Here is a 14,360-nt window from a genome sequence, read left to right on the forward strand (position 1 = left end):
GAAGCGTAGCGGAGGGCCCGGGCTGCCGGTCAGTCCGGCAGGATCTCCACGCCGTCGCCGCAGTGCAGCAGCGTGCGGCCGCGGCCGCCGTCGAGGTCAACCCAGACCACCGCGTGATCCGGCGTGACCGCAGAAATCAGCCCGCCGGTTTCGTAGCCCGGCGAGAGCCGTACGGTGACACGGCCCCCCGGGCGCAGGGCGGACCAGTGCGCATCCGGTTCCGCGCGGCGCAACGGAGTATCGGCCGCGTTTAGTGTCTTGTTCCTGGCCACGACGTCCCCTATCGGTCACACTCTTGCATCATCGGACGCGCCCCACTCTAGGGTTCGAACGTGAACGTGAGTTGACCGCCAGCTGGGAGAACGGTGGCAGGCCGGAGACGGCAGTGTTACGGCAGCCTGACGCCGAGCGCGGCGAGCCTTTCCTCGAGGATCTGGGCCACGCCGTCGTCGTCAAAGTGCGGCGCCTGCTGCCCCGCTGCGCGGATCGCTTCGGGGTGGCCGCTGGCCATGGCGTAACCGTGGCCGGCCCAGCGGAGCATCTCGATATCGTTGGGCATGTCACCGAAGGCCACGACGTCCGCGGCTTCGATGCCCAGCGAGGCGGCGTACTCCGCCAGCGTGACGGCCTTGTTGACGCCCGGGACGGACAGCTCCAGCATGGCGATGGTGGGCGCCGAATGCGTGACGGTGGCGAGGTTCCCGACGGCGGGCGCCACCTCGGCAAGGAAGTCGTCGGCGGTGCCTTCGCGGACGATCGCCAGGAATTTGACGACGGCGTCATCCGCCGTGAGCGTCTCGGCCAGCGGCGCCGGGGTGAACTCGGCAAGAAGCTCGCTGGAGCCGTTTTCGATAAAGCCGGGCTCGAGGTGGAAGCCGGTGAGGGTTTCCGCGGCGAACAGGGCCGCGGGGCGCAGGCTCTTGATGATCCGGCGGACCTCGAAGACATCGTTGAGGGCCATGGTCCGGGCGGAAACCATCTTGTCCGCCTCGAGGTCCCACACCACGGCACCGTTGGAACAGATCACCGTGCCGGTGTGGCCCAGCTGCTCTTCGAGCGGGTGCAGCCAGCGCGGCGGGCGCCCGGTGACGAAAACGAGTTCGACGCCGGCGCTCCGGCAGGCGTGGAAGGCGCGGACGGTGCGGTCACTGATTTTTCCGTCGTGCCCAAGGATCGTTCCGTCTATGTCACTCGCTACCAACCGCATGCTCCCAGTCTACGTGGGCACGCAGAGCCGACCGGTCGGGCCGCCGCCCTCCCGCGTTACGGCGCAGCAGGCGGGTGGCCGGTGGACCCCCGCACCTGCAGTTCACTGGACACGAGATGAAGGCGGCCCTGCACATCCGGGCTCCCGATGCGTTCGAGGATGAATTTGCCCGCCTGGACCCCAACGGCCAGGTTGCCGTTGTCCACCGAGGTCAGGGAGATGTGGCGGATCCGAGCGAGGTACGTGTTGTCATAGCCGACCAGCGAGAGGTCCCCCGGCACGGCCAGGCCGTGCTCGGCCGCAGCGGAAAGTGCGCCGATGCAGGCGATGTCGTTGAAGGCGAAGATTGCCGTTGGCCGGCCGCCGCCGGCTAGAAGGCGGCCGGCGGCGGCAAAGCCGCTTTCCTCGCTCATGCCGCCCGACACCACCCTCGGTTCGAGTCCGGCGGCCTTCATCGCATGTTCGTAGCCCGCCCGCCGGCGCTTTCCGATTTCGTCGGGCCCCTGCAGATGGGCAATGCGCTGGTGGCCCAGGGCCAGCAGGTGCTCGGTCGCCTTTCGCGCGCCCGCTTCGTCGTCGTTGACCACGATGTCCACGCCCGGCAGGGCAGGGTCTAGCGTTCCGGCCAGGACGACCGGCACGGCTGCGGCGGCAATTTCGATGGCCGTCGATTCCGTGGTGGTTCCCACCACCACGAGCCCGTCAATGCGCTGATCGAGCAGGGCTTCCACCGAGCGCCGGCCCACCCGGCGGTCCGTGTAGGAATCCGCGAGGATGGGGGACACTCCGGCTGCGTGCAGCGAGGCGGTCAGCCCTTCGAGGAGTTCGACGAACCAGGGGTTCCGGAGGTCGTTCAGCAGCACCCCGACCGTGCCGGTGCGGGGCATCGAGAGCCCGCGGGCCAGCTTGTTGGGGCGGTATCCCAGTTCCTCCATCGCCTCCAGCACCGCCCGGCGTCGGCTTTCGCTGACGTTTCCGGACCCCTGCAGCACAAGGGAGACCAGCGACTTCGACACCCCGGCCTGGGTGGCGACATCACGGATGGTGGGCCTGTTGGCGGGCGCGCCGCTCGCGGCGGACGGGTGGGTCACGGTTACTCCTCTCGGTGCCATCTCAGCCTAAGGGGTTGACGGTGCTGTCTCGCGTCATCCATTATGGACCGGTCCAAGGAATGTCCAAACAGGAAGAATCTTCATGAGCGCACCGCACACACGACAGTTGCTGGCCGGCATGGTGGGAGGCGGCTCCGGCGCGGACATCGGCAAGACCCACCGCCATGCGATGCGGCTGGACGGCCTGTTCGACCTGCGGGCCGGCGTTTTCGGCCGCGATCCCCTCCAGTCCGCGGTGCTGGCCGGCGGGCTGGGCGTGCCGGCGGACCGTGTCTACCGGGACTACCGGGACATGGCCGAAGCGGAATCCGGCCGCGCGGACGCCGTGGACGTGGTGGTTGTTGCCACGCCCAATGACAGCCACTTCGAAATCGCCCGGACGTTTCTCGAAGCAGGCATTTCGGTGGTGTGCGAGAAGCCCCTGACCAGCGATTCGGCCACCGCAGCGGAGCTGGTCCGGGTGGCCGCGGCGAACGGCGTGGTGCTGGCGGTCCCGCACTGCTACTCCGCCTACGCCATGGTGCGCCAGGCGGCCCGGATGGTCCGCGACGGCAGGCTGGGCAACATCAAGTTCGTGGACGTGGAGCACGCGTCCGGCTGGGCCGCCTCTCCGCTGGAGCAGCTCGGGCACAAGCAGGCCGCCTGGCGCACCGATCCGGACGTTGCGGGGTTCCCCAGCGTGGTGGGAGACCTGGGCACGCATGCCTTCCACCTGCTGCGCTACATCACCGGGCTCGAGGCCGAGCGGCTGTCCGGGCGGCTCCGCAGCCTGGTTCCCGGCAGGCGCGTGTTCGACCACGCCACCGTCGAACTGCAGCTGACCGGCGAGGTTCCCGCCCGGCTCTGGGCCAGCATGGCCGCGACCGGCAACAACCACGGCCTGCGCATCCGCGTCTTCGGTGACCAGGGAAGCCTGGCGTGGGAACACGAGGATCCGCACCACCTCAGGGTTCAGGACCTGGACGGGACCACGACCATCCTCACCGAGGGCCTCAGCACCCTGTCCGAGGACGCTTCGCGCCTCACCCGGGTCGGCCTGGGCCACCCCGAAGGATTCCTCGAGGCCTTCGCCAACTTCTACCGCGACCTGGCAGGGGAACTGCGCGCCCGCCGGGACGGAACACTGCCTGCCACCCGCGAGCTGAGCTTCCCCACCGGCGAGGACGGCCTCGCCGGTGTCAGGTTCGTCGAAGCCGTCGCCGCCTCCCACCACCACGATGCCGCCTGGGCTGTCCCGGCGGGCGCCACACAGAAAGCACAGGTCTAGCCATGCAACGCTTTGCGCTCATCGGCGCCGGATTCATCGGCGCGGTCCACGCCGCCAACCTTGCGGCAAACCCCGGCGTCGACTTCCGCCTCGTGTACGACGTCGATCTAAGCCGGGCCCGGACCCTGGCCGCGGCCCACGGCACACGGGCGGCCAGCTCCCTGGACGAGGTGTTTGACGCGTCCGCCATCGACGCCGTCTTCATCGCATCCTCCACGGACACGCATGCGCAGCACCTGCGCCGGGCGGCCGAGGCCGGCCTGGCGGTGCTGTGCGAGAAGCCGATCGACCTGGACTTGGAGCGGGCCCGGGAGACGGCAGCGTTCGCCGCCGAGCGCGCGATTCCGGTGATGGTGGACTTCAACCGCCGGTTCGACCGCGATTACGCCGAGCTCAAACGGATCGTCGACGCCGGTGAGATCGGCCGGGTGGAACTCATTCAGCTGTCCAGCCGCGGCCCCGCGATGCCGCCGCTGTCCTACATCGCCACGTCCGGCGGCCAGATGCGCGATCAGACCGTCCACTTCTTCGACCTGGCCCGCTGGCTCACCGGCCTCGACCCGGTGGAGGTCTTCGCCACAGGATCCGCCCTGGCCGAGCCCCGGCTCGCGGAGTACGGCGACGTCGACACCTCCGCGGTGACGCTCCGGCTCCACGGTGGCGCCCTGGTTCAGATCGACTGTGCGCGCCGCACCGGCTATGGCTACGACGAACGCATCGAGATCATGGGGTCCACCGGCATGGCAGAGGCCCGCCGCCACAGGGCTGGCGCCGTCTCCCGCTACCAGGCCGGACGCGTCACCGACGACGGCCTGCACCCGGGCTGGTTCGAAAGGGTCCAGCCCACCTATGCGGCCTCCCTCGCCCACTTTGTCGATGCGCTGGACGGCGTCCTGAAGGGCGGTCCGGACGGCGGTGCGGACGGCGCCGGCGCAGGGCCCCGTACGCTGATCACGCCCTCGCTGGAGGACGGGCTGAAGGCGCAGGCCATCGCGGAGGCGGCCACGGCATCCCTCCGCAGCGGACGATCCGAAACGATCCGCTATGAACCGAGCCCGGCCTTTTCGGCCGCCCCCGGGTCGGACTGATCACCGGCGGGTTTTGGTCCGTCCGCCAACGGGTTTTGGTCCGTCCGTCAAGAGGCGGGTAGGGCGCCGCCCTACCCGCGGAGAATGTTCCGGAGGCTCTCCACGGTGACGGCCTCAAGCGACGGCACAAAGTGGCGGCCGGCGGCGGCTGGGGGCTGGACGACTCCCGGGACCACCACGACGTCCATGCCCGCGGCCTGCGCACTTGTTGTGCCGCTGACGGAATCCTCCACGGCCACACAATTGGAGGGGTCGACGCCGAGGAGTTCGGCGGCCGCCAAATATGGCGCCGGGTGGGGCTTTCCCTGCGGGATCATGTCACCGGCGACGACGGCGTGGAAGGTGCCGATGGGTGCTGCGGATGCCACGCGGGTGGCGACCGGGCTGAAGGCCATGGTGACCAAGGCCGAGGGAATCCGGGCCGCGGCGAGTTCAGCGAGGATCCTTTCGGCGCCCGGGAGCCACGGGATGCCCTCTTCGAGCTTCGCCACAACGCGCCTGAGGAGCTCGTCGATGATCTCCTCCGCGGACATCGGCACGCCGTGTTTCTGAAGCATGGCCGCGGAGACCTGCATGGCCTGCCCGACAGTGGAGCGGCCGTCGTCGGCGGTCCACTCCACGCCATGTGTCGCGGCAAGATCGCGCTGGGCCGCCATCCAGTACGGTTCCGTGTCAACCAGGGTGCCGTCCATGTCCCAGAGAACGGCTTTGAGGCGCTGCGGGTCTGTTGACGTCATCACCCCAACCGTCCTTTCGGAAGTCCGGAGAACTGTTGCCTTCATCCGCGCACCGCGTTCCCGGCGACGGATGCGAGCAGATCCCGGACGGCGGCCGCGCCCTCGTCCGAGGAGAAGTCGGAGCTCAAGCCTACGACGCTGACCCCGGCTGCCAGGTACGTGCGTGCGCTGGCGGCCTTCATGCCGCCGGTGGCCACGAATCGCACGTCGGGGAAGGGACCCTTCATGGCTTTGACCCACTCCGGGCCGAGAACCGAGGCAGGGAACGCCTTGAGCCAGGACAGGCCGAAGGCTTTGGCACGGAGAATCTCGCTCGCCGTAGCCACGCCGGGCAGGTGCGGGATACCGCGACGGATGCTTTCCTCCACGATGCCGTCATCCAGCCCCGGCGAAACGGTGAAGGACGCATTGGCGGAGACGGCGGCGTCCAGCTGATCGAGGCTGATGATGGTTCCTGCGCCCGCGGCCACGCCCCGTTCGGCGGCGGCGCTGGCCACAGCTGCCAGCGCGCGGACGGCCTGGGGTGTTTCGATGGTGACTTCGACGTGCCGGACGCCGGCGTCCCAGGCCCGCGTAGCGGACCTGACGGCTTCATCGGGGGTGAGCCCGCGAAGTACGGCGATGACGGGGATGCGGAAGAAGTCGTCGTCAAACCAGTCGTGGAGGGGTGCGTGTGCCAAAGTATCCTCTTTCCGGGCTAGGGCTGTGGGGTGGCGGGGAGCTAACTCCCGGATCTCGACAAGCTCGATCACCGGACGTCAGCGGGTGGCGTAGCTGCGGGGCCTGGTGCCGTGGCCGGGGCGGAAGTCGGCGCGGGTTCCGAGCGTCCAGGCTGCGAAGGAATGGCCCAGGGCGAGCCGGTCGGCGGGCTGGTCTCCCCGGAGCAGTCCGGCCAGATATCCTGCAGCAAACGCGTCGCCCGCGCCGACGGGTTCGACGACGTCAACCCGGTGGGCGGGGACGCGGAAGGCGCGTTCTTCCCCGTTTTGTTCCCGGACGAATTCCACCGCTTCAGTTGCCGAGTCCTTGATGATCACGTGCCGGGGACCGGGCAGCAGGTTCGAGACTTCTACGGCGGTGGCGCAGCCCCACAGCGCTGCTGCTTCGTCCAGGCCAACGAGGACCACGGTTGCCATGCCGGCGAGTTCCAGCAGCCGACGGCCGGCGACGTCCACGTTCCACAACGCGGGGCGGTAGTTGACGTCGAAGGAAACCTTGTAGCCTTTCGTCCTGGCGTGGCTCAGGAGGCGCTCTGTCAGCGCGGAGCAGCTGGCCGACAGGGCCGCATTGATGCCGCTGGTGTGGATCCAGCCGGTCTGCTCCAGCGGCCAGGCGCCGGAATCCTCGGGCGCCATGGCTGAGGCCGCCGACCCGGCCCGGTAGTAGAGCGTCCTGGCACCATGCCCCAGGTCGGGGTCCTTGAAGTACACGCCGGTGGGGGCGGTGCTGTCGCGGGCGACCAGGCTGACGTCCACGCCCAGGGCGGTCAGGCCCTCCATGATGCGGTCCCCGAACGGGTCCTGGCCGAGGCGGCTTGCCCACCCGGACCGGTAGCCGAATTCGGCCAGGTGCGCGGCGACATTGGACTCCGCTCCCCCGTAACCCAGCAGACATTCCTCAGCCTCGCTCAGCGGCTGGGCCCTTGCCGGCGTAACGACGGCCATGGTTTCTCCGACGCAGAGCACGTCCAGGTTCATTTGACGGCTCCGGCGGTGAGCCCGCTGACGAAGAACCGGCCCAGGACGAGGTAGAGCAGGACGGTGGGTGCGGCAACGAGCACGGCGCCGGCCATCAGCTCGGAGTAGTCGACGGTGGTGGTTCCGATGAGGTTGTTCAGGGTCACGGTGGCAGGCCACGCGGCCGGGGAGGCCAGGATGAAGCCGAAGAGGAAGTCATTCCAGATGTTGGTGCACTGGAAGATTCCGGCGACGACAAAACCGGGCACGGACAGCGGCAGCATCACGCGGGCATAGGTTTTCCAGATCCCGGCGCCGTCAATGGAGGCGGCCTCGATGATGGCGCTGGGGATGCCTTCGTAGTAGTTGCGGAAGATCAGTGTGGTGATCGGGATGCCGTAGATGATGTGGACCACGATCAGGCCGATGATGCTTCCCTGCAGGTGCAGCATGTTCAGGAACTGGAAGACGGGAATGATGACGGCCTGGAACGGAATGAACATGCCGACCAGCAGCACCGTGAACAGGGCATTGGAGCCCCGGAACGGGAACTTGGAGAGGATGTAGCCGTTGATCGATCCGAGGAGGCAGGAAATCAGTGCGGCCGGGACGGTGATCTGCAGCGAGTTGGCCAGGGAGCCGTGGAGTTTCGTCCAGGCCCCCTTGAAGGCATCCAGGCTGGGCGCGTCCGGGAAGGCCAGGAAGAAGTTGGGCGCCCCGGTGCTTCCGGAGAGCGCCGTGGTGATGATGACGTACACGGGCACCAGCATGCCAAGGGTGGCAATGGCGCAGGCGGCCAGGACGATCCAGCCGCCCGGGGACCTGGGCAGGCTCCAGGACCGGGGCTTGGGGGCCGGCTTCCCGGGGCGTCGGCGCGACGTGCGGGCGGGCCGGGCAGGGGTCGCTTCGAGGGTTTCGACAGCCATTTCTATGCCTTTCGCTCTTTGCGGTATCCGCGGATGAGGTACGGAACGATTACCGCGAGGGTTAGCAGGAGCAGGATGATCGCCATTGCCGAGGCTTTGTCGTAACGGCTGGTGAGGTAGTTGTAGATGTAGATGCCCGGGACGTCCGTGACGAAGCCGGGGCCGGAACCGGACATGGCGACGACGAGGTCGAAGATTTTCAGGGCGACGTGCAGCAGGAGCACGAAGCAGGTGATGGTGGAGGGCCACAGCTGGGGCAGGACGATGTGGCGCAGGCGCTGCCAGATATTGGCGCCGTCAACGCTTGCCGCCTCCAGGTGTTCTTCCGGAATTGAGGCCAGGCCGGCCAGGTACATGGCCATTGCAAAGCCCACGAGCTGCCAGGCCGCGGCGAAGATGATCGGAAGCAGCGCCACCGGGATGCCGAATTGAACCTTCAGGAAGTCCGTACCGGAGGGGTCGTTCAGTGCCCCCAGGACGGTCGGGTCGGTGGTCCAGCCGGGCGGGTTCTCGATGCCCATGCTCCGAAGGATTTCATTGACGCCGGTGGATGGGGAGAATATCCAGCGCCAGGCAACACCGGTGACGATGAAGGACAGGGCGTAGGGCAGGAGGAAGACAGTCCGGAAGAGGCCCTTGCCGATCGAGACGTGGTGGATGAAGAGGGCTGCGATGAGTCCGCCAAGGATGGCCAGGACCAGGAAGATGACGGTGAAGATCACCACGTTGCGGATGTCTGCCTGGAAGCGCTGTTCCTTCACGATCTCGGCGTAGGTGCCTCCGAAAGGCTGGCGCAGTGACAGATCCGGGCTGGTGCCGATCTTCCAGTTCGACAGGGAGATGTAGACCGTGATGCCGATGAAGACGTAGACGAAGAGGAAGCTGACCAGAAGGCTGGGTGCGAAGATCCAGGCTGCCCGGCGGGAGGTCTTGACGTTATGGGGGACTTGTTTCTTGGGCCGCGGGCCGGGGCTGGCCGGCGCGGGCGGCAGTGCTGTTGAGGTTGTCATGAAAACTGATCCTGTCCGGGGTGCGGCTGCAGGGGTCTGCAGCCACACCCTTTGCGACTTGGTTGGCTGACCGGCTGCTAGAGCTGGGTCTTCTGGGCCGCCGTCATGCTGGCGATGAAGGCATCGGCGTTACCGCTGCCGTTGAAGGTGGAAACGGCATCCGCGTAAGTCTGGGCGAATTCCGCTCCCGCGGCCTGGGCGTGGGCCAGGGAGGAAACAACCTTGGCCGAAGCGAAGCTCTTGGCGGCTTCCTGCTGGTATTTGGACAGACCGGAGATGTCGGCGGACTTCACGGCGGGGATGGAGCCTTTCTTGGCTGCGAAGTCAGTCTGGACCTTGGGGTCCATCAGCGTCTTCAGCCAGGCGTTGGCAGCTTCCGCGTGCGGAATGTTGTTTGCCGGGATGGAGAAGCCGTCACCGACGTAGTCGAAGATGTCTTCCTTGCCGGGGAACGTCACCCAGGCGAAGTCCGTGCCCGGCTTCTTCTTGGCGTTGATCAGCTCGCCGTAGGCCCAGTCACCCATGAGGTTCACGGCGCAGGCACCGTTTGCCATCTTCTTCGAGGCTTCATCCCAGGTGATGGCGGAGTGGTCCTTGTTGGCAAGGGACAGGATGGTCTTGTAGTCCTCGAGGGCTTGCTTTACCTCGGGTGCGTCGAAGGAGTACTCGTTGCTGAAGAGCTTCTTCCAGTTGTCGGCGCCGGCCCGCGACATGATGATGGACTCGAGCAGCTGGGAGGACGCGAAGATGTCCTTGTCCCCCAGGCACACCGGTGTGGCCCCGGCCGCCTGAACCTGCTTGAGGCTGCTGATCAGTCCGTCCACGCCGCCTGCCGGATCAATCTTGACGTTGGCCTTGGCGAGCACGGCGGGGTTGGTCCAGAGCACGTTGCCGCGGTGGACTCCGATCGGGACCGTGTAGTACTTACCGTTGACCTGCTGGGCTTCGGCCACGTCCTTGGGCATCTGGGATGCCCAATCGTTCTGCGTCCATAGCTCGGTCAGGTCCGCGACCTGCCCGCCGTCGACGTAGCTCTTGAGCTGTCCGGCCGGGTGTACCTGCCAGGCATCCGGCGGGCTGCCGGCCTGAAGCCGCGCCGCCAGTGCCTGCCTGGCGTTGGAGCCGCCGCCGCCGGAGACTGCGGCGTTATCCACGGACAGTCCGGGCTTGGCCGCCTTCACACCGTCAATCAGAACGTTCAGGGCGTCGGCTTCCGAACCGGAGGTCCACCATGAAGTGATTTCGAGTTTGTCGGAGCCGCCGGTGGAGCTTCCCGCGGGCTGGTTGGCGGAACATCCGGTTACTGCAATGAGGCTTGCCGCGGCCGTTACGGCCAGCGAGATCTTGAGCTTGTTTGGTGCACGCATGACTACTCTCCTTTGGGTTGTCAGACGCCGGATAAGGCCCGGCTAGAGCCTGCGTTGTGGTTCAGGTTACATAGTTAAGTAGATCGATGCAATAGATTTGTGTGACGACGGCGTTATTTCTACGGCGCTGCACCGCGCTCATCAGGTTGATCAACGAAATTCCGCTTGTTTTCGGGAACTAACTCGCAAAAATGTTGGTAGATCGGTCTACCGCCCGACTGAATAACGTGCTAAAAATGATCAACAGGTTCTCGGAGGAGGTGGACAGGAAATGAAAAGGGTGACACTGAATGACGTCAGCCGGGCCGCAGGAGTATCTCGATCTACCGCATCGCTGGTCCTGCGCGGAAATCCCCGCATTCCGGAGGCGACGGCGGACCGGGTCCGGCTCGTCATGGCCGAGCTCGGTTACGTCTACAACCGCCACGCCGCCAACATGCGCCGCAGCGAATCCATGACCCTCGGGCTAATTGTGACGGACATCCGCAACCCCTACTTCGCCGGGCTGACCATGACCATCGAGGAAGCTGTCCACGAGGCCGGTTACACGCTGTTCGTCGGTTACAGCCGGGACGACGTCGAGCGGCAGGCCCTGCAGCTCGAGACCATGGTCCAGCAGCAGGTGGACGGTATTTTCCTGCTGCCGGCCGAAGGAACCGAGCTGACCCCGGTCTGTCAGATCATTGACCGCTCCGCGGTACCGGTCTTGCAGCTGGCCCGCTACTTCTCCGAAGAGATGGACTACGTCGGCCCGGACAACATCGCGGCCGGTCAGCAGCTGGCCAGGCACGTCTCCTCGCTGGGCGCGTCCTCCGCGGTCCTGATCGGCGGTCCGGAGCATTCATCGGCCCGGACGGAACGCATCAAGGGCCTGGAAACCGGGTTCGCCGGCAGCGGTGTGGCCTTCGATCCGTCCCGCTCCGCGCCAACCACGAACAACGCCGGCGGCGGATCCCAGGGTGTATCCGGGGTCCTTGACCAGGGAATCTGGCCGGACTGCATCATCGCCTACAGCGACGCGGTGGCCCTGGGAATCTACGCGGAGCTTCGCCGGCGGGACCTTGAACCGGGCCGTGACGTGTCGGTGGCGAGCTTCGACGACATCACGATGGCGGAGCTGCTGCTGCCGCCCCTGACGTCGGTGTCCACATACCCGGACCTCATCGGCCGCAAGGCAGCGAACATGCTGCTCCACCGCATCCGCGACTCGTCGCTGGGGCCGCAACGATTCCTTGTCGAACCGGCTCTTAAGGTCCGAGCTTCCACCGCCCAATGGCGACCCCGAACGTAGGAGAAACACCATGCCAGCACTGAATTGGGGCCTGATCGGCGCCAGCGACATCGCCGCCACGCGAGTGATCGGTGCCATCCGCACCAGCGGCGGGAACGCCGTCGGGGTCTTCAGCGGATCCGCCGACCGGGCACGCGACTTCGCGGCCAGCCACGGGCTGGCCAGCGCCACCACCGATCTGGACGAATTCCTGACCGGTGACATCAACGCCGTCTACATCTCCTCGACCAACGACAAGCACTTCGACCAGGCAACCAGGGCGCTCAAGGCCGGCAAGCACGTCCTGTGCGAAAAGCCGCTCGCCCTCGAAGCGGAGCAGGCAGCAGCCATGGTGGAACTGGCGGAAGAAATGGGCCTCACCCTGGCAGCCAACCACCACCTCCCCGGCAGCCCCCTGCATGCCAAAGTCCGCGAACTGGTGGCGGCCGGGGCCATCGGAACCGTCCTCTCGGCCAAGGTCGCCCACGCCGTGCTCCTGCCGGAACGGCTGCGCGGCTGGCGGCTGGGGCAGGGAACGCCCGGAAGCGGCGTCATCCTGGACATCACCTGCCACGATGCGTCGGTCCTCAACCCCCTGCTGGGACGTCCCGTGGCAGTCACCGCCGTGGCCGTCCAGCAGGCCGTGTGGAACACCGGCGGCCAGGAAGACGCCGCCATGACCGTTATCCGGTACGAGAACGACGGACGCCCTCCCGTCCTGGCCCAGACCCATGATTCCTTCACGGTGGGATACGCCAGGACCTCCCTGGAAGTCCACGGCACCGAAGGCACCATCGAAGTCCTCGACGCGATGACACAGGACACCGGGGGCCAGGTCATCCTGACCACCGGATCAGGCAGCCAAACGGTCGACGTCGACTGTTCCGAAGACCTCTACGTCACCGGCCTGCGCGCCTTCGCCGCCGCCGTCGAAGGAACCGGCGTCCCAGCGGCGAGCGGCCGCGACGGCCTCATGGCCCTCAAGGTGGCCCTCGCAGCGCAGGAATCCGCAATCTCCGGACGCACCGTCCACATCAACTAACAGCCAGAAAGAACGCCATGCAGAAGGTACAGATCCTCTCAGCCCGCGAAGCAGCGGACCTCATCAACGACGAGGACGTCATCACCGTCAGCTCCTCCAGTGCGCTCGGGTGCCCGGACAGCGTCCTGGCCGGCATCGGCCAGCGGTTCGAGGAAACCACCCACCCGGCCAACCTGACCTCCGTGCACCCGATCGCAGCGGGAGACATGTACGGGGTCAAGGGCATCGACCACATCGCCCGGCCCGGGCTGCTGCGCAAGGTCATCGCCGGTTCCTACCCCTCCGGACCCTCCAGCGCGGAGCCGCCCCTGATCTGGCAGATGATCGAGCGGGATGAAGTGGAGGCGTACAACTTCCCCTCCGGCGTCATCTACCAGATGCACCGCACGGCCGCCGCGAAGCAGCCGGGCGTCTTCACCCAGGTGGGACTCGACACCTTCATCGACCCCCGCCTCCAGGGCGGCCGGATGAACGGCTCCACCCCGGCGGCGCACGTCGAGACGGCCACGGTGGCCGGGCAGGAGTGGCTGTTCTTCCCCTCGGTGGTCCCCAACGTCGCCATCATCCGCGCCACCACCGCCGATGAATACGGCAACCTGACGTTCGAGGACGAAGGCTCGCCCCTCGGTGCGCTGGACCTCGCCTACGCCGCCCACAACAACGGCGGCGTGGTCATCGCGCAGGTGAAACGTGTGGCCGAGGCCGGCAGCCTGCACCCCCAGCATGTGAAAGTCCCGGGCATCCTCATCGACGCTGTAGTGATCGCCGAAGACCAGCTGCAGACCACCCTCACCCCCAACGATCCCGCCATCTCCGGCCAGCTGCGCCGGCCGCTGAGTTCGCTCCCCCACATCGAATTCTCTATCGAGAAGATCACCGCCCGCCGTGCCGCCCAGGAGCTCAGGGCCGGGGAGATCGTCAACCTCGGCTTCGGCGTTTCGGCCCTGGTGCCCCACGTCCTGGTCGAGGAAAACCAGGGACGGGAAGTCAGCTGGGTCATTGAACAGGGAGCCGTCGGCGGCATCCCGCTGCTGGACTTCGCCTTCGGCTGCGCCCAGAACCCGGACGCGATCATGCCCAGCATCGACCAGTTCACCCTCCTGCAGGGCGGCGGCTTCCACCGCTCGCTGCTCTCCTTCCTGGAAATCGACCGGCACGGCAACGTCAACGTCCACCACCTGCCCAAGAAGCGCCACGTCACGGCCGGCGTCGGAGGCTTCGCCGACATCACCTCCTCGGCCCCGGAGATCGTCTTCATGGGCGCTTTCACGGCCGGGCGCCGTGACATTGCCGCCGGGGAGGCCGGCCTGGACATCCGCTCCGACGGGCCCTTCACGAAGCTCGTCAACGACGTCTCCGCCGTCACGTTCTCCGGACCCAGAGCCCTGGCCCGCGGCCAGAAGGTCAAATACATCACCGAACGCGCCGTGCTGGAGCTGACCGCCGACGGCCTCGTCGTCACCGAAATCGCCCCCGGCGTGGACCTGCAAAAAGACGTCCTGGACCGCAGCGAGTACCCGCTGATCGTCTCGGACGAACTGCGCACCATGGATCTCGCTCTCTTCGCCGACGCCCCCGTCGGCCTCCGCCTTCCCGCGTTGCCGCTGCACGAGCGGATCGAACAGCGCACTTCCTCCCTGGCCGCGCGCTGACGCCGG

At 67.0% G+C, this 14,360-nt stretch carries 14 protein-coding genes; 5 read left to right on the plus strand and 9 right to left on the minus strand.

The genetic code is table 11. From position 1 onward, the window contains the following. Positions 1 to 29: 29 nt before the first annotated feature. From ABFP37_RS09660 to ABFP37_RS09670, 3 genes are all read right to left on the minus strand, one after another. Entirely contained in the window at positions 30 to 272 is a 243-nt protein-coding gene (locus ABFP37_RS09660; protein WP_347033407.1) for a hypothetical protein, read from the minus strand. Positions 273 to 388: 116 nt separating this feature from the next. After that, positions 389 to 1,207, minus strand: coding sequence for a Cof-type HAD-IIB family hydrolase (locus tag ABFP37_RS09665; RefSeq protein ID WP_078027456.1), 819 nt, complete (start codon positions 1,205 to 1,207; stop codon positions 389 to 391). Positions 1,208 to 1,263: 56 nt separating this feature from the next. Beyond that, positions 1,264 to 2,298, minus strand: coding sequence for a LacI family DNA-binding transcriptional regulator (locus tag ABFP37_RS09670; RefSeq protein ID WP_260680913.1), 1,035 nt, complete (start codon positions 2,296 to 2,298; stop codon positions 1,264 to 1,266). Positions 2,299 to 2,401: 103 nt separating this feature from the next. On the opposite strand from ABFP37_RS09670, the gene ABFP37_RS09675 reads away from it, so the two are divergent. Continuing rightward, positions 2,402 to 3,586 carry a Gfo/Idh/MocA family oxidoreductase gene (locus tag ABFP37_RS09675; RefSeq protein ID WP_347033408.1) on the plus strand — a complete coding sequence of 395 codons (1,185 nt, stop codon included), beginning with the start codon at positions 2,402 to 2,404 and terminating at the stop codon, positions 3,584 to 3,586. 2 nt (positions 3,587 to 3,588) lie between these two features. Then, a complete protein-coding gene (locus tag ABFP37_RS09680; RefSeq protein ID WP_347033409.1) occupies positions 3,589 to 4,674 on the plus strand; it encodes a Gfo/Idh/MocA family oxidoreductase in 1,086 nt (361 codons plus the stop codon). Positions 4,675 to 4,745: 71 nt separating this feature from the next. On the opposite strand, the gene ABFP37_RS09685 is transcribed toward ABFP37_RS09680, so the two are convergent. From ABFP37_RS09685 to ABFP37_RS09710, 6 genes are all read right to left on the minus strand, one after another. Beyond that, positions 4,746 to 5,411, minus strand: coding sequence for an HAD family phosphatase (locus tag ABFP37_RS09685; protein WP_347033410.1), 666 nt, complete (start codon positions 5,409 to 5,411; stop codon positions 4,746 to 4,748). A 41-nt stretch (positions 5,412 to 5,452) separates the two neighbouring features. Beyond that, positions 5,453 to 6,091, minus strand: a complete 639-nt coding sequence (locus ABFP37_RS09690; protein ID WP_347033411.1) for a bifunctional 4-hydroxy-2-oxoglutarate aldolase/2-dehydro-3-deoxy-phosphogluconate aldolase — start codon at positions 6,089 to 6,091, stop codon at positions 5,453 to 5,455. 78 nt (positions 6,092 to 6,169) lie between these two features. After that, positions 6,170 to 7,108 carry a sugar kinase gene (locus ABFP37_RS09695; protein WP_347033412.1) on the minus strand — a complete coding sequence of 313 codons (939 nt, stop codon included), beginning with the start codon at positions 7,106 to 7,108 and terminating at the stop codon, positions 6,170 to 6,172. After that, positions 7,105 to 8,013: a carbohydrate ABC transporter permease gene (locus tag ABFP37_RS09700; RefSeq protein ID WP_347033413.1), complete on the minus strand. Its 909-nt coding sequence runs from the start codon at positions 8,011 to 8,013 to the stop codon at positions 7,105 to 7,107. The genes ABFP37_RS09695 and ABFP37_RS09700 overlap by 4 nt, the downstream gene beginning before the upstream one ends. Before the next feature lie 2 nt (positions 8,014 to 8,015). Further along, positions 8,016 to 9,023, minus strand: coding sequence for a sugar ABC transporter permease (locus ABFP37_RS09705; RefSeq protein WP_078027464.1), 1,008 nt, complete (start codon positions 9,021 to 9,023; stop codon positions 8,016 to 8,018). 77 nt (positions 9,024 to 9,100) lie between these two features. Beyond that, on the minus strand, positions 9,101 to 10,390 hold the full coding sequence (locus tag ABFP37_RS09710) for an ABC transporter substrate-binding protein (protein ID WP_347033414.1): 1,290 nt from the start codon (positions 10,388 to 10,390) through the stop codon (positions 9,101 to 9,103). Positions 10,391 to 10,661: 271 nt separating this feature from the next. On the opposite strand from ABFP37_RS09710, the gene ABFP37_RS09715 reads away from it, so the two are divergent. Genes ABFP37_RS09715 through ABFP37_RS09725 form a run of 3 tightly spaced genes read left to right on the plus strand, consistent with a single transcriptional unit; the run spans position 10,662 to position 14,354 of the window. Beyond that, positions 10,662 to 11,681 carry a LacI family DNA-binding transcriptional regulator gene (locus ABFP37_RS09715; protein WP_078027466.1) on the plus strand — a complete coding sequence of 340 codons (1,020 nt, stop codon included), beginning with the start codon at positions 10,662 to 10,664 and terminating at the stop codon, positions 11,679 to 11,681. A gap of 10 nt (positions 11,682 to 11,691) precedes the next feature. Next, positions 11,692 to 12,702 (plus strand): Gfo/Idh/MocA family oxidoreductase, encoded by a 1,011-nt coding sequence (locus tag ABFP37_RS09720; RefSeq protein ID WP_347033415.1) that lies wholly within the window; start codon positions 11,692 to 11,694, stop codon positions 12,700 to 12,702. 17 nt (positions 12,703 to 12,719) lie between these two features. Beyond that, positions 12,720 to 14,354: a CoA-transferase gene (locus tag ABFP37_RS09725; protein ID WP_347033416.1), complete on the plus strand. Its 1,635-nt coding sequence runs from the start codon at positions 12,720 to 12,722 to the stop codon at positions 14,352 to 14,354. The last annotated feature ends 6 nt before the right edge of the window (positions 14,355 to 14,360 follow it).

Origin of the sequence: Burkholderia sp. RS01, from assembly GCF_039748055.1 — a bacterium.
GTDB lineage: Bacteria > Actinomycetota > Actinomycetes > Actinomycetales > Micrococcaceae > Arthrobacter.